The 24,353-nt window shown below is 40.9% G+C and carries 25 protein-coding genes; 7 read left to right on the forward strand and 18 right to left on the reverse strand.

The window, feature by feature from the left end:
• Window positions 1-72: 72 nt before the first annotated feature.
• Entirely contained in the window at window positions 73-699 is a 627-nt protein-coding gene (locus ACQKFG_RS01565) for a hypothetical protein (protein ID WP_427555661.1), read from the forward strand.
• A 41-nt stretch (window positions 700-740) separates the two neighbouring features.
• Here the strand turns inward: ACQKFG_RS01565 and ACQKFG_RS01570 are convergent, their stop codons facing one another.
• The 3 genes from ACQKFG_RS01570 to ACQKFG_RS01580 all read right to left on the reverse strand — a co-directional run bounded on the left by ACQKFG_RS01570 (window position 741) and on the right by ACQKFG_RS01580 (window position 4,368).
• The gene (locus ACQKFG_RS01570) at window positions 741-1,781 is read right to left on the reverse strand and encodes a YkvI family membrane protein (protein ID WP_342615324.1); all 1,041 of its coding nucleotides are present in this window, start codon (window positions 1,779-1,781) and stop codon (window positions 741-743) included.
• A gap of 243 nt (window positions 1,782-2,024) precedes the next feature.
• Window positions 2,025-3,719 (reverse strand): M3 family oligoendopeptidase, encoded by a 1,695-nt coding sequence (locus ACQKFG_RS01575; RefSeq protein WP_192203856.1) that lies wholly within the window; start codon window positions 3,717-3,719, stop codon window positions 2,025-2,027.
• A 211-nt stretch (window positions 3,720-3,930) separates the two neighbouring features.
• The gene (locus ACQKFG_RS01580; RefSeq protein WP_192203855.1) at window positions 3,931-4,368 is read right to left on the reverse strand and encodes a MarR family winged helix-turn-helix transcriptional regulator; all 438 of its coding nucleotides are present in this window, start codon (window positions 4,366-4,368) and stop codon (window positions 3,931-3,933) included.
• Window positions 4,369-4,523: 155 nt separating this feature from the next.
• Between ACQKFG_RS01580 and ACQKFG_RS01585 the strand changes: the two genes are divergently transcribed.
• The 3 genes from ACQKFG_RS01585 (at window position 4,524) to ACQKFG_RS01595 (ending at window position 8,234) form a co-directional block, all read left to right on the forward strand.
• Window positions 4,524-6,020, forward strand: coding sequence for an ATP-binding protein (locus tag ACQKFG_RS01585; RefSeq protein ID WP_427555666.1), 1,497 nt, complete (start codon window positions 4,524-4,526; stop codon window positions 6,018-6,020).
• Between the two features lie 142 nt (window positions 6,021-6,162).
• Window positions 6,163-7,386: an MFS transporter gene (locus ACQKFG_RS01590; RefSeq protein WP_349729586.1), complete on the forward strand. Its 1,224-nt coding sequence runs from the start codon at window positions 6,163-6,165 to the stop codon at window positions 7,384-7,386.
• Window positions 7,387-7,502: 116 nt separating this feature from the next.
• On the forward strand, window positions 7,503-8,234 hold the full coding sequence (locus tag ACQKFG_RS01595; protein ID WP_427555669.1) for a ZIP family metal transporter: 732 nt from the start codon (window positions 7,503-7,505) through the stop codon (window positions 8,232-8,234).
• 310 nt (window positions 8,235-8,544) lie between these two features.
• Here the strand turns inward: ACQKFG_RS01595 and ACQKFG_RS01600 are convergent, their stop codons facing one another.
• The 3 genes from ACQKFG_RS01600 to ACQKFG_RS01610 all read right to left on the reverse strand — a co-directional run bounded on the left by ACQKFG_RS01600 (window position 8,545) and on the right by ACQKFG_RS01610 (window position 11,378).
• Window positions 8,545-8,787 carry an aspartyl-phosphate phosphatase Spo0E family protein gene (locus tag ACQKFG_RS01600; RefSeq protein WP_192203849.1) on the reverse strand — a complete coding sequence of 81 codons (243 nt, stop codon included), beginning with the start codon at window positions 8,785-8,787 and terminating at the stop codon, window positions 8,545-8,547.
• A gap of 122 nt (window positions 8,788-8,909) precedes the next feature.
• The gene (locus tag ACQKFG_RS01605) at window positions 8,910-9,080 is read right to left on the reverse strand and encodes a hypothetical protein (protein ID WP_427555672.1); all 171 of its coding nucleotides are present in this window, start codon (window positions 9,078-9,080) and stop codon (window positions 8,910-8,912) included.
• A 138-nt stretch (window positions 9,081-9,218) separates the two neighbouring features.
• Complete coding sequence (locus tag ACQKFG_RS01610; protein ID WP_427555675.1) at window positions 9,219-11,378, reverse strand: PAS domain S-box protein; 2,160 nt, start codon at window positions 11,376-11,378, stop codon at window positions 9,219-9,221.
• Window positions 11,379-11,654: 276 nt separating this feature from the next.
• Here ACQKFG_RS01610 and ACQKFG_RS01615 point away from each other — a divergent pair, with 276 nt between their 5' ends.
• Entirely contained in the window at window positions 11,655-12,680 is a 1,026-nt protein-coding gene (locus tag ACQKFG_RS01615) for an acyltransferase family protein (RefSeq protein ID WP_427555678.1), read from the forward strand.
• A gap of 202 nt (window positions 12,681-12,882) precedes the next feature.
• The gene (locus ACQKFG_RS01620) at window positions 12,883-14,643 is read left to right on the forward strand and encodes a B12-binding domain-containing radical SAM protein (RefSeq protein WP_349729688.1); all 1,761 of its coding nucleotides are present in this window, start codon (window positions 12,883-12,885) and stop codon (window positions 14,641-14,643) included.
• A gap of 37 nt (window positions 14,644-14,680) precedes the next feature.
• Here ACQKFG_RS01620 and ACQKFG_RS01625 read toward each other — a convergent pair whose 3' ends face one another.
• Both ACQKFG_RS01625 and ACQKFG_RS01630 read right to left on the reverse strand, forming a co-directional pair.
• Complete coding sequence (locus ACQKFG_RS01625; protein ID WP_192203844.1) at window positions 14,681-14,827, reverse strand: hypothetical protein; 147 nt, start codon at window positions 14,825-14,827, stop codon at window positions 14,681-14,683.
• Window positions 14,827-14,985: a hypothetical protein gene (locus tag ACQKFG_RS01630; protein ID WP_192208350.1), complete on the reverse strand. Its 159-nt coding sequence runs from the start codon at window positions 14,983-14,985 to the stop codon at window positions 14,827-14,829. Before ACQKFG_RS01630 ends, ACQKFG_RS01625 begins: the two co-directional genes overlap by 1 nt.
• Before the next feature lie 121 nt (window positions 14,986-15,106).
• On the opposite strand from ACQKFG_RS01630, the gene ACQKFG_RS01635 reads away from it, so the two are divergent.
• Window positions 15,107-15,442 (forward strand): DUF3905 domain-containing protein, encoded by a 336-nt coding sequence (locus tag ACQKFG_RS01635; protein ID WP_192203842.1) that lies wholly within the window; start codon window positions 15,107-15,109, stop codon window positions 15,440-15,442.
• A gap of 75 nt (window positions 15,443-15,517) precedes the next feature.
• On the opposite strand, the gene ACQKFG_RS01640 is transcribed toward ACQKFG_RS01635, so the two are convergent.
• The 10 genes from ACQKFG_RS01640 to ACQKFG_RS01685 form a co-directional block, all read right to left on the reverse strand.
• A complete protein-coding gene (locus tag ACQKFG_RS01640) occupies window positions 15,518-16,495 on the reverse strand; it encodes a quinone oxidoreductase family protein (RefSeq protein WP_427555683.1) in 978 nt (325 codons plus the stop codon).
• Between the two features lie 16 nt (window positions 16,496-16,511).
• Window positions 16,512-17,291, reverse strand: a complete 780-nt coding sequence (locus tag ACQKFG_RS01645) for an enoyl-CoA hydratase/isomerase family protein (RefSeq protein ID WP_427555686.1) — start codon at window positions 17,289-17,291, stop codon at window positions 16,512-16,514.
• A 17-nt stretch (window positions 17,292-17,308) separates the two neighbouring features.
• Window positions 17,309-18,085 carry an SDR family NAD(P)-dependent oxidoreductase gene (locus ACQKFG_RS01650; protein WP_427555689.1) on the reverse strand — a complete coding sequence of 259 codons (777 nt, stop codon included), beginning with the start codon at window positions 18,083-18,085 and terminating at the stop codon, window positions 17,309-17,311.
• A gap of 28 nt (window positions 18,086-18,113) precedes the next feature.
• Window positions 18,114-18,872: a 2-phosphosulfolactate phosphatase gene (locus ACQKFG_RS01655; protein ID WP_349729580.1), complete on the reverse strand. Its 759-nt coding sequence runs from the start codon at window positions 18,870-18,872 to the stop codon at window positions 18,114-18,116.
• Between the two features lie 4 nt (window positions 18,873-18,876).
• Window positions 18,877-19,938, reverse strand: coding sequence for a phosphotransferase family protein (locus tag ACQKFG_RS01660; protein ID WP_427555693.1), 1,062 nt, complete (start codon window positions 19,936-19,938; stop codon window positions 18,877-18,879).
• 30 nt (window positions 19,939-19,968) lie between these two features.
• Window positions 19,969-20,370 (reverse strand): acyl-CoA thioesterase, encoded by a 402-nt coding sequence (locus ACQKFG_RS01665; RefSeq protein WP_427555696.1) that lies wholly within the window; start codon window positions 20,368-20,370, stop codon window positions 19,969-19,971.
• Between the two features lie 15 nt (window positions 20,371-20,385).
• A complete protein-coding gene (locus ACQKFG_RS01670; protein WP_192203834.1) occupies window positions 20,386-21,165 on the reverse strand; it encodes an enoyl-CoA hydratase in 780 nt (259 codons plus the stop codon).
• Window positions 21,165-22,049, reverse strand: a complete 885-nt coding sequence (locus ACQKFG_RS01675) for a 3-hydroxyacyl-CoA dehydrogenase family protein (protein ID WP_427555699.1) — start codon at window positions 22,047-22,049, stop codon at window positions 21,165-21,167. Before ACQKFG_RS01675 ends, ACQKFG_RS01670 begins: the two co-directional genes overlap by 1 nt.
• A 43-nt stretch (window positions 22,050-22,092) precedes the next feature.
• Window positions 22,093-22,656, reverse strand: coding sequence for a TetR/AcrR family transcriptional regulator (locus ACQKFG_RS01680; protein ID WP_427555702.1), 564 nt, complete (start codon window positions 22,654-22,656; stop codon window positions 22,093-22,095).
• A gap of 72 nt (window positions 22,657-22,728) precedes the next feature.
• On the reverse strand, window positions 22,729-24,339 hold the full coding sequence (locus tag ACQKFG_RS01685) for a long-chain-fatty-acid--CoA ligase (RefSeq protein WP_427556721.1): 1,611 nt from the start codon (window positions 24,337-24,339) through the stop codon (window positions 22,729-22,731).
• Between the last annotated feature and the right edge of the window lie 14 nt (window positions 24,340-24,353).

Below are 24,353 nucleotides of genomic sequence, written 5' to 3' on the forward strand. Positions count from 1 at the left end.
TAAAATACCTGTATTTGATGCAGGTTCTCCAAATTCAGATTGGAATTTCAATCAGAAAGATGAGGGAAACACATGTCTAGTTGGACACGTTATATTGGCTGTGTCACATTCGCCGTTTTTCTTCTGACTGGCTGCGGTACAGCCACAGATGAAAATACAGATGAGACACGGGAAGACACAGTAAAAGAGGGGAATGAAGGCAACATCTCTCAAGGAGATAATCACGATAACCGAAGTGATAACAAAGTAAGACTGATGGAGCAAAATCTGCAGTATACAATTAACGGGGAAGCAAAAGAAAAAACAGCTTTCCTAAAAAGAAGTGATAACCAACCGTTCAGCCTCTATGTTTTGCAACAATTCAGGTTAAGTGCCGAAGAACCAGGAAAGGATATTGTGTTCCTGACTGAAGATGACTCCATTTATATGAGAATCGAATTGTTGAAGACGGATGTCAATTGGGATGAGGTGGAAAAAAATGTACAAGCCCAGCTGAAAAGCATTTCAGAAACAATTAACGATCCTTCACTTGATGTCGAGAGCGGAACGGGCTTTGAAGTGGAAAGCGGCGATGATGTGATCACTTCCATATTGCTCAAGGATGAAAAATCACCTGTCCGCTTAACTATATTCACGAAAAAAGATAGAGATTACCGGGATGCATTTCTAGTGATGGCTAAGACGCTGATGAAAAGGTGAACATAGATAAGGAGGGCTAATGACAGGCCCTCCATTCTTCATTACTCCTTCCCCGCCTTGCTTTTCCAGACCAATATTAAAAAAAGAAGACTTATGTATCCAAAAACCGGATAAATATATCCTAGTAATCTTCCATATCCGAATTCACTGATGATCAAAGCTATTAAAAAAATCACCGCTATGATCATCATGCTTGGCAATTTAATATAATTGCTGATTTGCCTCTGTAATCCATAAATGTTTCCGATGACCGAAGTGAATATCTCCCCGTAAATCACTAAAATGAACATCCAATATAACTGACTGGCTGCCGTTCTCATAATAACAGCTGAAGGAATTTCATATCTATTCACGTCAGGAAGTGTCATAAGTGAAAAATGCCCCGTCAATAAAATGATCGTCAGGAATATCCCTCCAAGAATTGCACCATGTTTAATGACCTTCTCATCTCGAACTTCATACGCAACCGGAACCAGTACAGCCTGTGCCAAAGCAAGGTTAAAGGCTGTATAGGCAAATGGTGACAAAATCATTTTCACGGTGATCCCTTCATCAGGAACTTTTGTAAGTGTCTTAAAGAAATCCCCATTATCCAAAGTCGAGAAAAAAAGGATCAAGCTAAAGCAGATCATGATTGGTACAACAAAAGAATTCACAGTGAAAACACCGCGCATGCCCATCATCAGGACCAAGGATGCCAGTATGATCGTAGACCAACTTCCTATACTTTTAGGCACGCCAAGTTGTTCTTCGAAAACGGCTCCTGAACCCGAAATCATGACAGCCGTCACTCCCAACAGCATGATAAGGAAAAAGAAGTTGATGATTCCCGCTATTTTCCTCCCAAAAAGAAATTGATTGAACTCCTCATAGGAAGATGCTCTTATCCTTGCGGAAATGAGCATGATTTTCGTCCCCGTGAAAATGAAAATATAACCTGCTATTAAAATCCCGATAAAGCCATAAAAGCCATAACGGGTAAAAAACTCGACAATCTCTTTTCCAGTTGCAAATCCTGCACCGACGACTGTGCCTACATAAACTGCTGCAATCTGAAAACTCCCTGACCACCTTGACAGCATACTCTCCCCTCCTCCCTACATTTATATGTAAGGAAGAGACATTTAAGACAAGCCGAGCAATATTCCTTTCGTCGGCTGTTTTTGTCTTGGGCTAACATTCTCTCATTATGAAGTATGAAACTCGCTATGCATTTCTCTGTGGAGCGAAAATCACCACTTTTCATGCCCAACATTCCGAACGTATGAAAGATAAAAAAACGCTTGGAATAATCTCCAAGCGTTCGTATCATACAGACTAATATTTCATAATGCCTTATCATCTACATTGGAGAGCCATTCGTCTATCACCTTCACCACGGACTGTACAGTACCATCATCAAATGGGGAATTCAGATTCGCAGATTCAACGAGATCAAGGAACGACTTGCTGCCTCCAAGTTGGCACAGATTCAAATAATCACCCCAAGCCGTTTCATCTTTTTCAGTCGACCTTTTCCAGAATTGGAAAGCACAAATTTGGGCCAATGTATAATCGATATAATAGAAAGGTGATTGATAAATGTGGCTTTGCCGCTGCCAATACCCGCCATTCTCCAGGAATTCATTTCCTTCATAATCCCGATGTGGCAAATATTCCATCTCGATCTTACGCCAAGCCTGCTTTCTTTCAACGGGGGAGGCATCAGGATTTTCATAGACAAAATGCTGAAATTCATCAACAGCTACCCCATACGGGAGGAATATGAGCGCACCGCTTAAATGGGAAAACTTATACTTTTCCGTATCTTCCTTGAAAAACAGCTCCATCCATGGCCAAGTTAAAAATTCCATGCTCATCGAATGGATTTCACATGCTTCATATGTTGGCCAATAATACTCAGGAATGTCAAGTTCACGGCTGCGATACACTTGGAATGCATGGCCTGCCTCATGCGTCAAAACATCTATATCCCCGGAAGTACCGTTGAAATTAGAAAAGATGAACGGAGCTTTATAGTCTTCTATAAAAGTACAATAGCCACCGCTTTCTTTTCCTTTCTTCGCCACAAGGTCCATCAGGTCATTATCAATCATATAGTTGAAAAACCGATTAGTTTCAGGCGAAAGCTCCTGGTACATCCTTTTCCCATTTTCGATGATCCACTCAGCATCGCCTTTTGGAATGGCATTACCCGTTCTGAAATGAAAATTCTCATCATAATAGTTCAGTTTCTCCAATCCAAGACGTTTGCGCTGACGTCCCTTCAGCCGGGTGACAAGCGGTACCACTTCCTCTTTCACCTGCTTGCGGAATGCAGCAACCATTTCAGCATCATAATCAGTCCGAGTCATTCGATAATACCCAAGTTCCACGAAATTCCCATAACCTAGCGCTGTCGAAATTCCATGCCTCACCTTGACTAGGTCATCGAATATACGATCCAATTCCTCCTGTTTTTCTTCAAAGAAACCGTAATATGCCTCACTTGCATTTTTCCTTAACTCACGGTCCGAGGACTCCATAAAAGGCTGAAGCTGCGCAAGTGTTAATTCTTTTCCATCAAAGCGAATTTTTGCAGAGGCAATCAATTGCGAATATTCACTTGATAATTTATTTTCTTTTTGCAGCTGTGGGATGATTTCGGGCGAAAAAGTTTTGAGTTGGGCCTCTGCCAGGTCAAATAGTTGAGTTCCCCATTTCTTCTCAAGCTCCTTACGAAATTTCGAGCGAACGAGTTCATTGTAAAATTTTGAGGTTAACTCTTCCATTTCAGGGGAGAAGTCATCTAAATAATCATTCTCAGCTTTATAAAAATCATCATTCGTATCAATGGAATGCCGTATATAGACCAAATTGAACATCGTACCCACATAATTTCGGATTTCATTTATTTCTTCCATGGCTTTTATTTGCGCATCAGCATTAGCGGCGTCAGTAAACTTTTCCAAAGCTTTCATGAATCGGGATTTAATTTCATCCATTTCAGGACGTTTATATTCATACTCATTAAATTTCATATGTACGCTCCTTTTCACGATATAATTCAACCTAAGTAACGTGATTTATCGAATTCGTTTTCAAGACACATTCACCATTATCGCGGTTATCGTAATATAATTTAATTCGCCACAGCGTTGTTAAAAACCTTTATGTCCTCAAAACAAATTCAGATTTTATCAGAAATAAAAAACCAGCACCTGCAGTCAAATCCGGGTGCTGGTTCTTTAGCTAATTTTGAGCGGAATACCCAATCTTTTTAAGCAATTCGATAACAGTGTCCTTTTCATCGTGTGTAAGTACACTCATGATATCATCGATTCTTTTTTCATGCTCAGGAAATACTCCTTCAATAAAGGCCTTTCCTTTATCCGTTATTTTTGCAAAGGTTACACGGCGATCCTCTTTACATGCTATTCGCTGTAGATATTCCTTCTGTTCAAGTTTATCCACGACATAGGTAATGCTGCCGCTAGCTAGCAGGATTTTTCCGCCTATTTGCTGCAGGGGCTGATCCCCTTTATGATAAAGTAATTCCAGTACTGCGAACTCAGTTGGATTCAAACCCTCTTCTGCTATATGTTTATTTACCACATCATTTATTGAACGATGGGCTCTAGACATCACAATGAACAGTTTCAAAGACTGTTGGATGTTATTATTCTCCATAACTTCACAACCTTAAAATTTTTAATTAAAATATCTTGAATTAAAAGTTATTATATGGCATAAAGACTTTTTTGTCAATCTCCTCTATTAGTATGCACTATTGTTTAATCATTCATTTTGATATACTTGAAAAAAAAGCTAAAGTAGTGACAATCATGAAAACAAGGCATAAATTCACCACATATCTACTTATTGTTATTTTACCATTAATTATTCTCTCAATCATTTATTGGGTGCATTTAGAACGTTCTATTCAAAAAGAAAGACAGGAACAAGCTGAATGGACGGTAACGGTTTATCAAGAATACATAGATCAATTTATCAGAGAAACGAAGGCAAACCTTGAACTGCTTAGCCTTAGCAGTTCCGTGCTTTATATGGATAACAAAAAAACCGAACTTCTTATGAAATGGATCAAAGATACAGATTCCAGGTATGCCGGAATATATTGGCTAAATCGAAACGGTGTCTACATTTCAGGGTCGAATAAGAATTTCAATCATTACTATCTAATTGAACAGAATGATTTAGAACTTGCAGTAAAAACCCAAAAAGCCGTTGTTGCAGGAACAAAGGAGCTATATAACCCTGATTACAATTATTTTTCCATTTTTGCTCCCATTCTGGATCATGATAAAAAAGTGCAAGGGTTTTTATTGGCACATATCAAGCTGGATCATATGGAAAATATATTAAAGATTCTCAGCCCTGGTCAAACCTTTATATTGGAAACAAAGGACAAAACCCGAATTTTGGATAGAAATGCCGAAGGATTCACTGAACATTCTAAATGGGTGGATGTTCCTTTAACCGAAGTCGATTGGAAACTATCCGTCAAATTGCCCGACAAGATTAGCACAAATAACATGAATGTTTTTTTAATGCTTGTCTTTTTCACCTTCTTTTTTGCTCACATGATTTATACCATCGTGGAGGAACTGATCATTCGCAGGAATGCCAAAAACCAAAAGTTACTAAATGAAAGGCAAAAAATAGAATTTGTCGGTACATTGGCTGCCAGTACTGCACATGAAATAAAAAACCCACTTACCGGCATAAAGGGGCTAGTGCAGTTATTGGTTGAAAAACACCCCGAAGAACAAGATCAGTTCTATTATTCTGTCATCATGAAGGAAATTGAACGGATCAATAGTATCGTCAGCGAATTTTTGATTTTAGGGAAGCCGATGGCCCAGACTTTATCCATATATGATATTCGCAGTATCATTGCTGAATTGAGACCAATAATAGAATCAGAAGCACGCCACTTCAATATTGAAGTGGAATGGAAAATCATGAAGGAGCCGATCCTGGTTCATGGTACAAAGGACCAACTTAAACAAGTCATTCTCAACATTGCCAAAAACGGTTTCGAGGCCATGGAAGTTGGGAAAAAGTTAAGGATTCGAATTCACCATGAAAATGAATGGGCTAAAATCATGATCATCGACACCGGGCAAGGACTGAGTGAAAAAGAAATAGGCAAAGTGTTCGATCCCTTCTATACAACGAAAAAGGAAGGAACGGGATTAGGGCTATTTGTGTGTAAACGAATAATTGAATCTTTTAACGGTACCATCGAGTTTTCAAGTAAACCTCTGAACGGTACAACCGTAACAATCAGCTTACCGTTGATAAAAGACCACCATTAGCAATACTTTGAAGAGTTTCATTTTTTTATGAAGACCAGTAACGATTCCGATTTATTTAAAGGTGTCATGCATACGGTGCATGCTTCTTGAATCTATTTATGGAATAGGTAAAAAACTTAATCAGGAAGAAGGAAATATACGGATGGGAAGTATCGCTGCCATTAAAACAAAACCGCAAAAACAAGATATGACTCTGAAAATCATGATTGTCATTGGCATTTGCCATTTAATGAATGATTCTCTTCAGGCCGTCGTACCAGCCATGTTCCCAATACTCGAAAAATCAATGTCGCTAACATATACACAGCTGGGAATGATTGCATTCTGCCTGAATATCGTCTCATCGCTCCTGCAGCCGGCAGTCGGGTTCTATACGGATAAAAAGCCATTTCCATATGCATTGCCCATTGGGTTGACCAGTACTTTAATCGGGGTCATCATACTCGCAATTGCCCCTAACTATAGCATTATCCTTGGTGCAGTCATCTTGATGGGCTTAGGGTCGGCCATATTCCATCCCGAAGGCTCCAGAGTTGCCTATATGGCAGGCGGACCAAAAAGAGGCCTGGCACAATCAATTTATCAAGTCGGCGGGAATAGCGGGCAGGCACTTGCCCCACTCATCACTGCCATCGTGCTTGTTCCTTTTGGTCAAAAAGGTGCACTCTGGTTTGCCTTGGTTGCCTTATTGGCCGTTATCCTATTGCTGTATATCGCCAAGTGGTATTCCCAAAAATTAGTTCACTTCCAGCCTAAAAAGCTTGCTGCAAAAATAATCAATAAAGAGCGGACCCATAAAGTGGCCAAAGCCCTGGTATTGATTTTATTCATAATCTTTGCCCGTTCCTGGTATGTATCGTGCATGACGAACTTTTACAGTTTTTATTTGATCGAGCAGTATTCGTTCACGATAAAATCCGCACAATTTTTCCTATTTGCCTTTTTGGCTGCCGGTGCTGTAGGTACATTTTTCGGAGGTCCGCTTGCTGATAGATTCGGGCGTAAAAATATCATATTCTTTTCTTTCTCTGCCAGTATGCCAATAACCGCACTTTTACCATTCGTACCTCCAACAGCCGCTTTTATTTTATTATTGATGGCGGGATTCATTATAATGAGCAGTTTTTCCGTCACTGTAATATACGCGCAGGAATTGGTCCCTGGAAAAGTCGGAACGATGGCAGGCTTGACAGTGGGGTTAGCCTTTGGAATGGGTGCCATTGGATCCGTTTCATTGGGAGCCATTGCAGATATAATCGGAATCGGATCCATGATTAAGCTAGTCGGATTCCTGCCACTACTGGGAATCATCAGCATACTGCTGCCGACTGATCTGACATTGAAAAAATGGTATGCAGAAGAATGACTGCAAAATGGTTTTTTACTGGAACATTTTCTTTATGTCTAAATACAATAAATTATTGTTCCACCCAAAAATTCACTAATGAGTAACGATACGTTCCATACAAAAAGGAGAAATTTATGAGTGGAGTTTTATTAGGCAGCATCCTTTCTGCAATGTCTACAGGGTTTGGTGCGTTACCAATCTTGTTCATTCAAGGTTCAATCACGCATCGATTCAGAGACACGCTTCTGGCATTTACGGCTGGAATTATGATGGCTGCTTCGTTATTGAGCCTGATTCCTGAGTCTCTGGCCACCGGAGGGTATGTGCCGCTAGTCATTGGGGTTTTTCTCGGAGTAATAACATTAACGATCATGGAAAAAAACATTCCTCATATCGATCTCAGCCATACGAAAAGTGGCATTCAGTTCGATGAAAAGGCTTTGCTCATCATCACTGCCATTACACTCCATAATATTCCTGAGGGTCTTTCTGTTGGGGTCAGTTACGCCTCTGATAGTGCTGATACAGGTAATTTGATCGCTTTTGCCATCGGCCTGCAAAATGCTCCGGAAGGCTTACTAGTGGCCTTGTTTTTAATTAATCAAAAAATCGGTAAACTCACAGCGTTCCTGATAGCAACTTTAACCGGTACCATCGAAATAATTACTGGCTTACTAGGTTTTTATTTAACCTCTTACATTGGGTTCCTGGTCCCATACGGCCTAGCTTTCGCCGCCGGGGCCATGCTTTTCATCGTTTATAAGGAATTGATTCCTGAAAGCCATGGGGATGGCAATGAACGCACATCTACCTATTCCTTCATTGTCGGCCTTTTATTCATGGTCATATTATTGGAAGTTTTGTAATTCCCGAACTTCCATGGCTGGCTCCATCAAGTGAGTCAGCTCTTACTTTTTATTTATCAGTGTAATCCATTCAGAAAAATTAAGACTTCTAAACCAATCCCGATACATGAAGGACACCTTCTGGTGGCCTCCCCTCGATATATACCCCAAATCCATAGGAAATTCAAAAGATATATTGTCTTGTTTATATAAGTCTTTCATTAATTGTTTTCGGATATGTTTGCAAAGGTTCATTTCACCAGAAATCACACAAAGTTGCTTGTCTCCTTGCCTGCTACTTTAAAAAGTCATGCATGCATTCAAATCCCCACTAAAAGGTAATGTCGTCATTAAAGGGCTGCTGCACAATAACGACCATTTCTTCCCGCTTATTTCTCACTTCCACTGATGAATGATGTTGAAGGATCAAATACTCATTTATAAGTTTGTCAAGCTGCTCACTTTGGCGAAGGGTATTCTCATGATTTAGCCCATACATTTTGGCCAACTCCATCATTTCCCAACGCTTCATTCGAATCTCAGAACAAATTTCCGTTGCACACCTAGAATTCATAACAACATTCACTACTCCTGCCTTTTTAAAGTTACATTATAATAAAGAAGTATTACAAAATATGCCTTATATGTAAATAGATTCGCAAAAAAAGACAAAACTTCTTAAATTGCGATAGTGCTTTAATCACCAGCAGACAGGATATGACGGAAATTTCTAATCATGGACCTCTTATAGATTAGGACAAGTTCATATGAAGCCCGCTCCGAAAATCGATTCGAAAGTTCTGCAAGTTGGATGTCATTCTTATTTTCCAACTTAAACTTCAGCAGCTTTTCTATAATGGAGTTCATTGTTACAACCCTCAATTGTGATTCTAAGATAATATAATATAATATAAAAAAAGGAATCCAACAAAGGATTCCCATTAATCGATGAAAATTCCATATAATTTCCATTAACTAAAAAAGTTTGGAACACCCCCTTCTGCATTACTCGAATGGCAAATAAATATGAAAGCTCGTCCCTTTTCCCACTTCGCTTTCCACTTCTATATAGCCATTGTGCTCTTCAATGATTTTATAGCTGACCATGAGCCCGAGCCCGGTTCCCCTATCTTTCGTCGTATAAAAAGGTTCACCCAATTTTTTTAGCATTTCCGTTGAAATCCCCATTCCTTTGTCTGTAATAGAAATGCAAACGTATTTCTCTGAAAACCGGTTTGTTTTAATGGAAACAGATCCCCCATCCGGCATGACTTCCAATGCATTTTTGATGATGTTAATGAACACTTGCTTTAACTGGTTCGCTTCACACAAAACGTTAAATTCATCTTCTTCAAAGTCTGTCTCGAATTGAATATTTTCCAATAGTGCCTGAGCGGCCAGTAATTCCAGTGTCTCCCTCAATATGGTATGAACATCCTGTTTGAAAATTTTTAGCGCCTGCGGTTTTGCCAGTACCAAGAATTCCGTTATAATGGTTTCGATTCGCTTAATTTCGGAAGTAATCACATGAAAATATGTGGAAAACTCCCCTTTCACACCATCCTCAAGCAACTGGATAAAACCTTTTAAGGCTGTCATTGGATTCCTGATTTCGTGAGCAATTCCGGCCGCCAATTCACCAACGACATTCAAAGTATCCGATTTTCGGATTTGTTCCTGCATTTCGAGATTTTTACTCACATCACGGAAAATGCTTAAATTCAGGTTCGAATATAGATTTTTCCTCGTCAAAAATTCAATATGCTTAACCTTTCCATCTTCGAATGTTATCGGAATGATGGAAGAGTAGACCTCATGCTTATAAACATTTTCAATGTGAGCGTTCAAGACAGGAGCATTTTCAGGAATTTTTTCGATGAAGCCCTGTATAGATATAGATAGCAGTTTGCGCTTTGAAATCTCCAATATTTTCTGCCCAGCTTCATTAATATCGGTGAACCCTTCATGATTCCATAATATCAAGCCATCTAATGTTCCCTCAAAAATCTTCCTGAACTTCTTTTCACTATCCCTTAATTCCTTCTCAATCAGCCAACGCTCACTGACATTTCGAAAGATCGTTACGTTATATCCGTCACCTTCATGTTTTTTGGCAGTCAATTCAAGCAATTTAATTTGGTTATTAGGCATTTTATAAATCAGCTCACCCCGCACCTGGGTGTCTCTTTCAAATGTTTCCATCATCTGGCTAAAGTGGTTTTTATTGCTGTACACGTATTTCCAGATATGACTGCCAATCAAATCCTCTCTGCTGGATTCGAATATTTTACATGCTGAATGATTGACCCGAAAAATGATCCCGTCATCATTCCAGAATATGATTGCGTCCATGGACTGGTCGAATAATTCGGCAAAAATCCTTTCGCTCGTCTCTAACTTTTTTTCTATTATATTTGATTCTGTAATTTTTCGAAGCACCCACATATATAATTCATTTCCTACCGTTGAACTTATCGAGAAAGTGAAATGATGCAGTTCATCCCCAACCTTTATCTCTACCTCTCCTTTGAAGTTCGACTCATCAAAGGCCCTTTGTATGCTCTCATCCCAATATTCCCTATAATTTGGGGATATGAGGCCCCTCATATTCTTGCCGACAATCTCTTTTTTCGGGATGCCCAAGACATGGATAAAGGCATGGTTCACTTCCATTATTATTCCTGAACTGTCGAATAGAACGATGCTTTCTATGGCTGTATCGAAAATGTCCAAAAACATCTGCCTTGACATCCTTGTTTCCCTTGATGAAGAAACATCCAATGTCACATCCCCCAAACGGTAGAACTGCTGTCCTTCGAAAAGTGAGCCTATACGCATAAACTCTATTTGCTTAAGGGCTCCGGTATGTAGTTGGATAATTTGCCTTTCACTTTCATTCGAGGTTTTTAGGGAACTTGACACTACCTGGTTATTTAAAGGGATGACATCGAGAAAATCAGTTATCTTCATGGACTCCAGCTGCTCTTTCGCGGTTTCCAGCAGGGCGCAAGCGGCATCATTGGCATAAGTGAGACGCAGTTCCTCATCAACCCTAATATAAGGCTCTGACATCGAATTGAAAATGTTCAAAAACCCTTCGATCTGTTTATTCAATTTTAAAATTTCCTGTTTATATTCCGATTCATTCTCATAACCGACTTTCATATTAACCCCCCTCATCAAAACCGATACTTACCAACTTTATTCGACATCCATCTTGATTTTCCTCGGTATTTTTCGAAAATCGGCGCAATCACATCATTCCAAAATTATCATCTATATCAAATTATAGTATATTGAACACTCTAAAACTTAGCGTTAAGCTTAATTTAAGGTATTTATAATAAGTTTAATAAATATTGATTTAGTACAAGGTATTTAGGGTATAAGGAATAACAACGCTTTCTAGCTACCTTAAAAATTTATTAAATGGAGGCAACGATGAAACAACGTGATTTTTTCTTCGATAACGCCAAGTTCATTCTCATGGCTTTTGTCGTCTTTGGACATTTGCTGAATACGTATATACATGACAGTGAAACGATATACGCTTTATATAAAACCATTTATTCCTTTCACATGCCTGCCTTTATCCTTGTTTCAGGGTTCTTTGCGAAAGGTTTTTATCAAAAAGGGTATTTAGGTAAAATTACGAAAAAACTGATATTGCCCTATATCATTTTCCAATTGATCTATACCGTTTACTACTATTTCTTATATGAACGTTCTGCCATCACTGTAGACCTGCTTGACCCCCAATGGTCGCTATGGTTCCTGATCAGTTTATTCTGTTGGAACATCATGCTCCTTGGTTTCTCAAAGCTAAAGCCATCAGTAGGCATAGGTCTATCTTTTTTAATCGCTTTATTGATTGGATATATTGACAATATCTCCAATTACCTTAGTCTCTCCAGGACATTCGTTTTTTTCCCGATGTTTTTGATCGGGTACCATTTAAGCAAGGAACATTTAAAAAAACTATTCACACCCAAAGTCCGTTTGGCTTCACTTAGTGTTATGTTAGTGATTTTTATCGGTTTTTATTTAAATGGCGATATCAATTATAAATGGCTGCTCGGTTCGAAACCATATGCCGAACTTGAAGATGCGACAATAGTGTCCATGTTTAAACGCCTAGGATTTTATGGATTGAGCATAATTTCAGTGTTCAGCTTCCTTTCGTTCATTCCACGCGGACAATATTTCTTTACGAACTGGGGTAAACAAACCCTTTATGTCTATCTGCTGCATGGTTTCTTCATTCGGTTTTTCCGTGAAAGCACCATCCAGGAATACTTCAGCAATACAGAGAGCTTTATCATGCTCGCCGGCCTCTCTTTCTTGATTACCATGTTATTATCTAGCGAAATGATCGCTACCATGGCGCAGCCGATCATCGAATTGAAAGCGACCAAAACAAAACGTTTCATGACTAAAACGAAAGAGTATATTAAACAAGCTTTTTAAATAAAACGGATGAAGCATTTTCTGCTTCATCCGTTTTTTCAAATTCCATTTTATTTCGCTTTCAAGCTGAAAAGATTCCCCGTCAATACCATAACCCATTTTTCAAATGGAGCACGCTATGGTAAAATTACTCGTTAGTGCTTGTTGGCTTAAAAAGACATGTACACGAAAGGAGCCAGGCGTTTCTTTTACGCCCTTTAACATGAATATAATAATCAGTACTCTTAACGCAAAATATATCCATACATCGCTATCCATCCGATATTTAAAAGCTTATGCCCAGCCCGATTACGATGTACAGCTGGCAGAATATACGATAAAAGATCCAATTATGAACATAGTTGGTGATCTTCATTCCAAAAAACCCGATGTCATAGGGTTCAGCTGCTATATTTGGAACATCGAAGAAACAATGAAAGTCGTAGCCATGCTGAAGAAGATCAATCCAGAATTGGTTATCATTCTCGGCGGACCTGAAGTCACCTATGATGTCGGGGAATGGCTTGATCAGATTCCCGGGGCTGATTTCATCGTAATTGGCGAAGGTGAAGTCACTTTCAAGGCTCTTTTATCTGAAATTGAAGGTTCGAATGACTATAAGAAGGTAGGCGGCATTGCGTATCGACAGGATGGAAAAAAAATCATCCAGCCTCAGAACGGCAAGGTTGATTTGAAATCCCTCCCTTCTCCATATCGTTTGGAGGAAGACCGCGGAGACCTATCTAAACGTGTCACCTATATCGAAACTAGCCGAGGGTGCCCGTTCAGCTGCCAATTTTGCCTTTCATCGATTGAAGTGGGTGTCAGGTATTTTGATCGTGAGAAGATTAAAGAAGATATCAGATACCTTATGGCTAATGGTGCAAAGACCATTAAGTTCGTTGACCGAACCTTCAATATTAGCCGAAGCTATGCCATGGAGATGTTTCAATTCTTAATCGATGAACATCTTCCCGGTGTAGTTTTCCAGTTCGAGATCACGGCGGACATCATGCGTCCGGAAGTTATCCAGTTCTTGAACGATAATGCCCCTGCAGGACTGTTCCGCTTTGAAATAGGGGTACAATCGACGAATGATCATACGAATGATCTAGTAATGAGAAGGCAGAACTTCGAAAAACTGACAAGGACCGTAACCATGGTTAAAGAAGGGCAAAAAATTGATCAACATTTAGACCTTATTGCCGGTTTACCAGAAGAAGATTATCACTCTTTCAGAAAGACTTTCAATGATGTTTTCGAGCTCCGACCCGAAGAGATGCAGCTCGGTTTCTTAAAGATGCTTCGTGGAACTGGCTTACGGATACGCGCCGCTGAACACCAATATATATACAGCGAACATGCTCCCTATGAAATCCTAGGAAATAATGTCTTATCCTTTGATGACATTGTCCGAATTAAACAGGTTGAAGATGTCCTTGAAAAATACTGGAACGACCATAGAATGGATCATACCACAGAATATCTGGTCGAAACGGTATTTCAATCACCATTCGACTTCTTTCAAGATTTCGGTACCTATTGGGATGAACAAGGCTGGTCACGAATCGGCCATCAGCTCGAAGACTTGTTCAGACGTTTACAGCAGTTTTTGGCTTCCCGGGAATCTGCTGAACTGAAAAACATTATCGGACTCATGAAATTGGATTATTTCATGAATCAGAAATACAAACCACGTAAACCTTGGTGGGAAGCTTCATTAGATAAAAGTGGTCGGAAAGAGATATATGAAGAGATTCTGAATAATCCTGAACAGCTTGGTTCCTCTTTCGCAGCTTTATCGCTTAATGAAAAAGAAATACACAAACACACATTGCTCGAGGCACTTCCCTTTGATTTGGAAACGTATTTATCTGAGGGAATGATTGTCGAGAAACCTTCGTTCATGCTTGCCTATTTTGATCCGAGTGGTAAGGGATCAACGATATTCCCTCTCTCAAAATCTGGCAGCATCATTTTATAAGAATAAGGACGGACCCAAGAATTGGGTCCGTCCTTATTTATTTATCACTATCACGTTTTTTATTTTCTTTTGCCAAAATTTCATAAATTTTGGTTGCGTTCATATCGCCGCTGAATTCGATTCCAAATTCAGTTCGTACATGTTGTCCCAGCTTTTCCTGGCTGTTTTGTTTTTCTTTATCCATTAACTTCTTCCTTTTCTGCCTTGCTTCGAATTACGGTTGGCACCTTTCATTGTGTTTTCCTCCAATGCGAACTCATTGGAAAATTCATTTTCAGCTTGGTTTCTTTTTGGCGTTTTACTTGCTTTGACAGCACCATCCACATTGGCTTTCCGTTTCATTTTCATCCATCCTTTTCATATAGTTTACATTTTAGAATGGGGTAAAAATGCCTGAAATTATTCAGGGATAATATAGGGACAGACGAGAAAAATAACCGTAAAACGGAAAGGGAGACACTACATGAAAAAGAAATTGGAGTCACCGGTTGTCGACGATACACAACCACACCAAATTAACGCACCAAGCTTTAAGGGAACCGGCATAATACCACAGGCTCCATTCGTCAATGATTATGGAGTCGTCATCGGCGACAGTAAATATGCATCTGAAAACTCTCCACTCGAAAATTGGAGCGAAAATACTGACCCGGAAATCATGGCTGGAGACGAATGGATACACCCCACCAATGATATAGGCTGGAATTCAACTGAAAACCGTGAACTATTAGAGGCTAAAAAAGCGCCGCAGCCACCTTTCATGCATCCCGATAAGGACGTGAGCACTGATACGGATTGAATCCTTCTTGAGGGTTTAAGGAACTAATGAAATCCAATTAAAATAGAAGGGGTGCATCATATACACCCCTTCTTCTCATTTCACCTGCAAAATCAACTTCCCTTTCGTTTGACGGGCGTTCATTTCCTCATGAACGGCTGCTGCCTTTTCAATTGGGTAGATGCCGCCGATAGTTAGCTTAAGTTCCCCGGACGTGACGTAAGAAAAAAGCTCTTGAATGCTAGGCAACAGCAAATCTGGATGTTTCATGATCTGTGGCAGGAAAAAACCTACGACGGATTGATTGCGCCTCATCAATTGCTGCGGATTCATCGTATAAGGCTTACGACTGGCATTACCAAAAACAACAAGACGTCCAAATGGAGCCAAACATTTCAATGTTTTATTGAAAACATCACCTCCTGCCATTTCCAGCGCCACGTCTACTCCCTTGCCGGACGTGACCTCACGGACTTTCATTTCCCATCCTTCTTTCGTGTAATCGATAAGTTCATCTGCCCCCATCGATTTAGCCAGTTCCAACTTTTCCACTGTGCTGGCGGTGGCAATCACTTTTCCAGCCCCGAAGATTTTGGCTAATTGTACGGCAATCGTTCCCACTCCACCTGCAGCAGCATGGACCAATACCGTTTCCCCCTTTTTCATGCGTCCCATTGTCTTTAGAATATGATAGGCACTCAGACCTTGGAGGGGCAGGGAAACAGCTTCATGGAACGGAATGGAATCAGGAAGCGGAATGGCCGAGAATTCATCCGAAAGAGCATATTCTGAATATCCACCAGATTCGATTAAACTCACGACCCTTGTACCAGGTTTGATTTTGGTCACTTTTCCACCAACTTCCACCACAACGCCAGCCACTTCCGCACCTGGAATGAACGGCAGCGGCGTAGGTACTACATATTGCCCTTCCCTTCTGGCTGTATCTGCATAATTGACGCCGACACAATCGATTTCAATCAGAACTTCATGCCCAGTTGGCACGGGCCTTTCCATTTCAGTCAATTTCAGTACTTCCGGTCCGCCGTATTCTTCAAAATGAATGGCTCTCATCTTTATCCCTCCCTTATTAATTCCCTGTAAATTCCGGTTTTCTTTTTTCTTTGAATGCTGCGACTCCCTCAAGATGATCTTCTGTGGAGGCCATCAAGGTTTGCGTGATTCGTTCCTGTTCGAGCATTTCATCAAGTGTAGCCGTAAATGAATGGCTAACGAGCTTTTTCATCATCCCATAAGCTTTTGTCGGTCCATTTGCCAGCTTTTCCGCAAGTTTCAATGTTTCCTCTTCAAGTTGATTGAATGGATATATATAATTAATGACACCTAACTGGTATAAGCGTTCCGCAGAAATTGGCTCGGCAGTAAAGAAGAGCTGCTTTGCAAGGTGTGGCCCTACTAATTTAGGTAAAAAATACGATCCACCTCCATCAGAGATCAGGCCTACCTGTGAAAAACTCATGGCAAATTGACTATCATCGGAAGCCACGATCAAATCACAGGCGAGTGCCAAATTAAATCCGGCCCCTGCCGCAAATCCATGGACGGCAGCGATTATGGGAACCTCAGAAACATCCATTGCCCATATGCATTCATTCATTCTGCCAACATGATCATACAATTGACTTGCAGAAGCCTTGCCCATCGACTTAACGTCACCTCCCGCAGTGAATGATCTTCCCGCCCCTTTGATGATGACTGCCCTTATATGTGGTGTTTTTTTTACATCCTTTATCGCTTTCGTTAAGCTTGCAATCATATCCGGGCTAAATGCATTCAAGCTTTCAGGACGATTCAAAGTCAGGATCATTACATTATCGGTTACCTCTGTCAATAAGTGTTCTTTTAACATTTACCCATCCCCTTTTTTTATTTGATCAACCAGCCGCCATCCACCAATAAATCCGTCCCAGTCATATAGGAAGCCTCCGGCGAAGCAGCAAAGGCAATGACATTACTTATTTCCTCTGCTTTCCCCACTCTTTCCAGTGCCGTATTCCGTTGAATCGACTTTACGAATTTTTCATTTTGCAGTCCATCCTCCGTTAAAGGCGTTTCAATGAATCCCGGTGATACGGAATTGACCCGAATGCCAACTGCAGCGAGTTCCAATGCCAATGATTTCGTTAAACTGATGACCCCTGCTTTAGCAGAGCTGTAATGCGGGATGAATGCCCCTGCCTGATGCCCTGACAGTGAAGCCACATTCACGATTGCCCGATTGATGGCTTTATTTCCACTGCCCGCTCCTTCTTCCATCACTTTTCCCAAGTACTTGGAAACTAGAAAGACACTTTTCAAATTGACATGTTGAATCATATCCCAATCAGCTGCAGAGGTATCCAAAAGCTTCGAGGACTTTGATCCACCTGCATTATTGATTAAAATGTGAAGGTCACGATATTGTTCCTTTACATACATGGCCAAATTCTTTACATCTTCCTCGACGGTAACATCAGCAGCGAAAATGTCAGCCATGGGAATCTTATGCCTTGCATTGATTTCTGCAGCTGCTTCCTCCAGCTTCCCTTTCGTCCTCCCTACCAACAACACTTTTGCCCCTTCGTCCGACAGGCGCATCGCGGTAGCCTTCCCAATACCGGAACCTGCACCTGTCACCACCGCCATTGACTGTGAAAACCTCATCCCCTTCACTCCTTATCCAGGTTTTGAACTACGTTTCCTGCCTTTTCAATTCGGCTTCGATCTTTCCATCCACCAACTCTGGGACAAGACCCACCGACCCTTTTTGCGCCGCCAATTCCAAATCTGCGATCAAGCTGTGTTTGTCGAACAACTGTCCGACATATGATGATTTCAGGATATCAAAGGCATTTTCGACATTCGTTCGATAAAGCGTTTTTGCTGCCTTTGCTGCATCGTTGAGTATGAACGTACCTTGTGATCCAGTAATCAGGCAATCTATCAAATGACCTGCACCGTAAAAGTCTTCCAGACTGAATTCACCTGAGTTTCCCGAACATACGATGATGATCGTTTCTGTTTTATGATGTTTTTTTATTTTTTCAGCAACAGACGGATTATTTAACAAAGATGCGATATAGACCTTTTTTGCAGCGGCTGAATTCCTCAGTGCTACCGTTCCATTAGTCGTTGACAATATTAAAGTTTTTCCAGGTACCAACTTACTCAATAGCGTAGGACTTGGATACATTAAATCATCAACCGGTTTTGCTTTTAGTTCCCCTGCCACTATGGAATCCCCATGGTCCAATTCCTGGCTTTTCACCAAGGCATCCACTGGATCCATGACAGGTATCACCTGGCGTGCCCCATCCTGAAGTGCTGAAATAATCGTTGTGGTCGCTAATAACACATCCAGGATGACCGCAACTTTATCCCCCTCTTGGAGTTTTTCCCTATCTATTTCTTCTTTTTTTAGTAGCAAATGAATGTTTTGTATATATTCCATTTATTTAAACTTCCTTCGCAGCTACATTTGCAGCATGAGTGAGTAAGCTTTTCACCGTTTTTCCGAGATTGGAAAAACGGGGATCATTAGTCTGGCCTTTTTTATATCGATAATAGATTTGCTGAAGGATGACAGCTAACTTAAAGTAACCAAAGGTTAAGTAAAAATCGACGTTGGAAACATCCCTGCCGCTTCTTGCTGCATACGTCTCGATAAATTCCCGCCGTGTCAGGAAACCGGTTAAAGTCGTGATTGATGCTTGACCCACACCGAATTTGATAAGTTCCGGATCACCGCTTTCCGTCCAGTAGCTTAAAGCCACTCCTAAATCGGCTAGCGGATCACCAACGGTGGACATTTCCCAATCAAATAAACCAACCATCTCTGTAAGGTCCTTGTTAAACATGGCATTATTGATCTTATAGTCATAATGGATAATTGAAGTCTGGCTATATTTCGGGATATTCTCTTTAAAATAATCGATAAGCGGACGAATTTCCTTGATTTCATCTGTCTTTGCTCTCTCATAGCGGGAAATCCATCCGCGCACTTGTCTTTCAATGAACCCTTCAGGTTTGGAAATTTCAACCAACCCTGTTTTCTCATAGGGAATCGAGTGAAGATCAGCAAGCCGGTTGACCATCACATATGAAAGCTGTCTGCACTTTTCAACAGTAGGCTCGATGCCCTTGGGAAATTCAGTATCTATTACAATTCCATGTTTCCTTTCCATTAGGAAAAAAGGGGCCCCCGCAATCAATTCATCATCCGAGAACAGAATAGGCTCGGGAGCTGCCTGAAAATATGGGTTGATTGAAGATAGGATATGATGTTCACGCTTCATATCATGTGCCTTTGGAGCAACAGGACCAAGAGGTGGCCTTCTGAGGACAGCCTCCCACTCACCAATTTTCAGTTGATAAGTCAAATTGGAATAGCCCGTGGAAAATTGTTGCAATTCTAACGGTTCATTTGGAAGGTCCAATACATTTTTTCTTAGGAAACCTTCTAATGCATCAATATTCAGTTCCTCGCCGGGCCGAACAGGAATCGTATCGTCAACCATGATCTTCCACTCCTTTAGACTTTTGACATTCTATTTATGAACAAGATGTGAAATGAGCTTTTCTTTAATAAATTCAGGAATAGGTTCACTTTTTTGATTCAAAAAATCAAAACAGACTAAAACTGCACTTCCCCTGGCGATCACTTCCCCAGTTTGTGAACAGAGGATATCATGGGCCATTTCACAACTTTTCGTTCCTACTTTTTTCAAAGATGTACGGATGGTCAATAGTTGATTGAAATATACCTGAGCAATAAAGTCGCATTTAGTGGAGGCTAACAAAAAATTCCAAGATTCGACATTTGCCGCTAGGCCTAAAGCTTCAAAAAATTTCATTCGTGCTTCTTCGAGGTATATGAAATAGCTAGTGTTATTGATGTGGCCCAAAGCATCCGTTTCGGAAAAACGGACGTTGACTTCAAATTCATGCATAAGACCCCTCCTTGATTAACGATGTACGAAAGCTGGTTTACGTTTATCCAAGAAAGCGGAAACCCCTTCTTTAACATCTTCAGTTTGGAAGATTTCTTCAAAAAGATTCGTTTCAATCTCTAGACCTTGCTCAAGCGTTGCCTCACTTCCTTCATCAATCGCTTTCTTGATTCTCGAAAGTGCCTGAAGTGAGTGCCTTGTTAATCGTGAGGCCAAGATTTTCGCTTCCGATAAGCCGCAGCCTTGCTCAACAACTTTATTGACAAGCCCGATCTTTTCCGCTTCCGTGGCACCAAGCGGATCACCGGTAAATATAATCTCTTTTGCTTTTGCGTTTCCTACAAGTCTGGACAAACGCTGTGTACCGCCAGCTCCAGGAAATAAGCCCAATTTCACTTCAGGCAGACCAATTTGAACCTGTGTTTCTGCCACTCGCAAATCACAGGCCAGAGCCAGTTCGCATCCGCCTCCCAAAGTCAGGCCATTTAATACAGCTATAGTAGGTTTAGGTAACTGGTCGATTTTGGTTAGGACGGCATGACTTTCCTTTACCATTTCTTTCATGTTCGGGTTCCCCATCATGTTAGGGAATTCTTTTATATCGGCACCAGCCGCAAATGCGATATTGCCTGCACCGGTTATGAGTACCGCAACAGTTTCAGTATCTTTTGAAAGTTCATCGAATGTTTCTCCCAATTCTCTGAATACTTGTTTACTGATTACGTTTAATGGAGGATTATCGATGGTGATGACCGCAAGCCTATTTTCCTTAACCACTCTAATTAATTTTGTCATCAATTCTTCACTCCTTGGTTTGGATAATCATACCAGCCTTTTCCTGTTTTCCTTCCTAAGTGTCCTTTATTCACCTTTTCTTCAATACAAGCATTTGGCTTGTCTTCTGGATTTCCAGTTTCATTGTATCGCTGCTGCATGACAAAATATCCTACATCAATACCTGATAGATCCATCAGTTCAAAAGGGCCGATGGGGTGGCCTAAAGCTTTTCTGCAAATTAAATCGATATCCTTATAGTCCACAATCCCTTCTTCATACAAATATAAGGCCTCACGCTGCAAAGCTCCCAAAATTCGGTTGGCTACGAAACCCGATATCTCTTTCCTCAACAAAACTCCTGTCCTATTCATTTTTTCTGTGACTTCCATCGCAAGCCTCGCTGTTTCCTCCGATGTTTGATCACTCATGACAACTTCAACACAATCCATTATTAGAGGCGGGAAAAAGAAATGCATATTAATGAACTTATCCGGACGATTCGTCACACTCGCAATAAGGCTATTGACAATCGTTGAACTATTCGTGGCAAAAATGGTTTCTGCTGGGGCCAATTCTTCAAGTCTAGCAAAGACTTCCCGTTTCACATCAATTTTTTCAACAACCGCTTCAATGATCAAATCAGCTCCACTGGCCGCTTTCTCAAGATCGGTGGTATATTGAAGACGGTTAAAAGCAGCCAACTTACGATCTTCGGACAATTTTCCTTTTTGAACCCATTTAGACAAAATGACATCCAATTTTTCTTGGGCTGTATTCAAAGCGTCTCCCTGAACATCCTGAAGAATCGTTTCGTAACCTCCAAGTGCAGCAAGCATCGCAATTTGATGCCCCATCTGCCCAGCCCCAATTACGGTTATTGATTGAATTTGCTTGTTGGTCATGCTTTCTATCTCCCTTCTGCTAACTGGTTAGTATGTAACCCGGTCACGCTTCAATTCCCTGCAGAATCATCCCCATAAAAATGGCTGCAACTTCCTGTTCGGTTTTTTCACCTTCTGGGTCGAACCAATGATAGCTCCAATTGGCCACACCCAAAATAGCAAAAGAGATGATGGATGCATCGAGATTGGAACGTAGTTCTCCGCTCTCGATGCCGCTAATCAGCACTTGCTCGATTTTATTACGGAACTCATCCCGCTTAGGGAGGATTTGTGCAAGTTTTTCGTCACTTAGATTTTTCATTTCACGGAAAAAGACCGTTGCGCTGGATTTTTTGGTTTTGATGCTTTTTAATAACATCAATACCATTTCGAAAAGCTGGTCCTTACAGCTTTTACCAGGCTCCGACATGATTATTTCCTGCTCACTAAGCAACTCGTCTATATAAGCTAGATGAATATCCATAAGCAACTGCTCTTTGCTCGTAAAGTAATAATAAAACGTTCCCTTCGTAACCCCGACCGATTCGACGATATCGGAAATCGACGTTTCACTAAAGCCCTTCTTTTCAAATAAGCGTATGCTATGTTCTGTCATTTTTTCTTTCATGTTTGCACCCTCGCAATCTGTTAAAATTTCAGCTGAATTGATATCATACGCGTTCGTACTATCAAAGCCCTCTTATTTCCTGGAAAGTTCTTCTCTTAAAGCCCGCCTTAAAATCTTTCCGACATTTGTCTTCGGTAACTCATAACGAAATTCAACGAAATTCGGAACTTTATAAGCCGATAGGCTTGCTCGGCAGTAATCGATGATTTCCCGTTCATTTGCCGTTTTATTATGTTTAAGTACAAGCACAGCTTTTACCGACTCCCCTCGGTAAGCATCAGGAACTCCGATGACAACCGCTTCCTGGACAGCAGGATGTTCATAGAGAATTTCCTCCACATCTCGCGGATAAATATTATAGCCACTTGCGATGATCAAATCTTTTTTCCTGTCGACAATATAGAGATAACCGTCTTCATCAACTTTGGCGATATCACCCGTATAAAGCCAACCATCCCGAAGGGTCACCGCCGTTTCCTCCGGCATATTCCAGTAACCTTTCATCACTTGAGGTCCTTTGACGACCAATTCCCCCAATTCGCCAGGGGCCATTTCTTTTGTCCCGTCCCCCAGGTCCATCACTTTATATTCAGTCGATGGGAAACCAATCCCGACGCTCCCAGGCTTCCTTTTTGCAAATGCCGGGTTACAATGAGTTGTTGGCGAAGCTTCCGTAAGACCGTAGCCTTCCAATATTTTCGCACCTGATTTTCGTTCGAACTCACGCAGCAGTTCCACAGGCATCGGTGCACTTCCGCTGTTACAGACCCGAATTGAGCCCATTCCATATTCTTCTGCCTTTGGATGATTCGTCAACGCTACATACATGGTCGGTACACCAGGAAAAGTGGTCGGCTGTTCACGCTTAATCGTTTCCAGCACTTCTTCTATTTCAAATCGTGGCAGCATGATGGAATCACCCGCGATATACACGGATAAATTCATTGCGGACGTCATTCCAAAAACATGAAAAAGCGGGATGACCGACAGCGTTCTTTCAGAGCCCATTTTTAATTCATGCTTGAAGAATTCATACGATTGAATGACATTGGCCAGAATATTCCTGTGAGTCAGCATCGCCCCTTTTGAACGGCCGGTCGTTCCTCCTGTATACTGAAGAACGGCTATATCATTTTCCGGATCGATTGATACGTGATTGATATTCCCGTCCCCTGTCTTCATGAATTGGTCAAAGGAAGCATCAGGCTGGAAATCTGCATCCGAAGACTGAAGGCTTACGGCGATGATATTTTTCAGATTTGCGTGTTGCTGCACACTTTTCACCTTCGGGTATAATCCATCCAATACAACGATCGTTTCTGCACCGGAGTCCTGTAAAATATGCTGCAGCTCCCTTTCAACCAGCATTGGGTTGATTTGGGTGATAATGGCTCCTGTTGCTAACGATCCATAGTAAGCTATAACGTATTGCGGACAGTTAGGCAGCATGATGGCGACACGATCACCTTTTTGAACACCTTTTTTTTGCAGGGCTGAAGCAAAGGCTTGCGATGCATGAAAAAGCTCCTGATAGGATATCTTTCGGTCATAAAAAGTAATAGCTGTATTGTTTGGATAGGACTGACATGCATTTTGAAGAATCCTTTGCATCGGAAACTCAGGGACTTTTATTTCCTTTGAAATTGAATCAGGATAAACGGAAAGCCATTTTTTTTCATTCATCATTTCATACCCTC

Origin of the sequence: Peribacillus sp. NPDC076916 (genome assembly GCF_050269675.1) — a bacterium.
Classification (GTDB): Bacteria; Bacillota; Bacilli; order Bacillales; family DSM-1321; genus Peribacillus; species Peribacillus aracenensis.

Excerpts from the sequence above, each read along its gene's own strand:
- ACQKFG_RS01570 (WP_342615324.1), bottom strand. The coding sequence starts at position 1,781 with ATGCTGTCAAGGTGGTCAGGGAGTTTTCAGATTGCAGCAGTTTATGTA.
- ACQKFG_RS01625 (WP_192203844.1), bottom strand. The coding sequence starts at position 14,827 with ATGGATAAAGAAAAACAAAACAGCCAGGAAAAGCTGGGACAACATGTA.
- ACQKFG_RS01580 (WP_192203855.1), bottom strand. The coding sequence starts at position 4,368 with ATGGAGAATAATAACATCCAACAGTCTTTGAAACTGTTCATTGTGATG.
- ACQKFG_RS01670 (WP_192203834.1), bottom strand. The coding sequence starts at position 21,165 with ATGACAAAATTAATTAGAGTGGTTAAGGAAAATAGGCTTGCGGTCATC.
- ACQKFG_RS01620 (WP_349729688.1), top strand. The coding sequence starts at position 12,883 with ATGAATATAATAATCAGTACTCTTAACGCAAAATATATCCATACATCG.
- ACQKFG_RS01585 (WP_427555666.1), top strand. The coding sequence starts at position 4,524 with ATGAAAACAAGGCATAAATTCACCACATATCTACTTATTGTTATTTTA.
- ACQKFG_RS01610 (WP_427555675.1), bottom strand. The coding sequence starts at position 11,378 with ATGAAAGTCGGTTATGAGAATGAATCGGAATATAAACAGGAAATTTTA.
- ACQKFG_RS01640 (WP_427555683.1), bottom strand. The coding sequence starts at position 16,495 with ATGAGAGCCATTCATTTTGAAGAATACGGCGGACCGGAAGTACTGAAA.
- ACQKFG_RS01630 (WP_192208350.1), bottom strand. The coding sequence starts at position 14,985 with ATGAAACGGAAAGCCAATGTGGATGGTGCTGTCAAAGCAAGTAAAACG.
- ACQKFG_RS01635 (WP_192203842.1), top strand. The coding sequence starts at position 15,107 with ATGAAAAAGAAATTGGAGTCACCGGTTGTCGACGATACACAACCACAC.
- ACQKFG_RS01680 (WP_427555702.1), bottom strand. The coding sequence starts at position 22,656 with ATGAAAGAAAAAATGACAGAACATAGCATACGCTTATTTGAAAAGAAG.
- ACQKFG_RS01685 (WP_427556721.1), bottom strand. The coding sequence starts at position 24,339 with ATGAATGAAAAAAAATGGCTTTCCGTTTATCCTGATTCAATTTCAAAG.
- ACQKFG_RS01605 (WP_427555672.1), bottom strand. The coding sequence starts at position 9,080 with ATGAACTCCATTATAGAAAAGCTGCTGAAGTTTAAGTTGGAAAATAAG.
- ACQKFG_RS01615 (WP_427555678.1), top strand. The coding sequence starts at position 11,655 with ATGAAACAACGTGATTTTTTCTTCGATAACGCCAAGTTCATTCTCATG.
- ACQKFG_RS01650 (WP_427555689.1), bottom strand. The coding sequence starts at position 18,085 with ATGAGGTTTTCACAGTCAATGGCGGTGGTGACAGGTGCAGGTTCCGGT.
- ACQKFG_RS01645 (WP_427555686.1), bottom strand. The coding sequence starts at position 17,291 with ATGTTAAAAGAACACTTATTGACAGAGGTAACCGATAATGTAATGATC.
- ACQKFG_RS01665 (WP_427555696.1), bottom strand. The coding sequence starts at position 20,370 with ATGCATGAATTTGAAGTCAACGTCCGTTTTTCCGAAACGGATGCTTTG.
- ACQKFG_RS01590 (WP_349729586.1), top strand. The coding sequence starts at position 6,163 with ATGGGAAGTATCGCTGCCATTAAAACAAAACCGCAAAAACAAGATATG.
- ACQKFG_RS01595 (WP_427555669.1), top strand. The coding sequence starts at position 7,503 with ATGAGTGGAGTTTTATTAGGCAGCATCCTTTCTGCAATGTCTACAGGG.
- ACQKFG_RS01675 (WP_427555699.1), bottom strand. The coding sequence starts at position 22,049 with ATGACCAACAAGCAAATTCAATCAATAACCGTAATTGGGGCTGGGCAG.
- ACQKFG_RS01655 (WP_349729580.1), bottom strand. The coding sequence starts at position 18,872 with ATGGAATATATACAAAACATTCATTTGCTACTAAAAAAAGAAGAAATA.
- ACQKFG_RS01600 (WP_192203849.1), bottom strand. The coding sequence starts at position 8,787 with ATGAATTCTAGGTGTGCAACGGAAATTTGTTCTGAGATTCGAATGAAG.
- ACQKFG_RS01660 (WP_427555693.1), bottom strand. The coding sequence starts at position 19,938 with ATGGTTGACGATACGATTCCTGTTCGGCCCGGCGAGGAACTGAATATT.
- ACQKFG_RS01575 (WP_192203856.1), bottom strand. The coding sequence starts at position 3,719 with ATGAAATTTAATGAGTATGAATATAAACGTCCTGAAATGGATGAAATT.
- ACQKFG_RS01565 (WP_427555661.1), top strand. The coding sequence starts at position 73 with ATGTCTAGTTGGACACGTTATATTGGCTGTGTCACATTCGCCGTTTTT.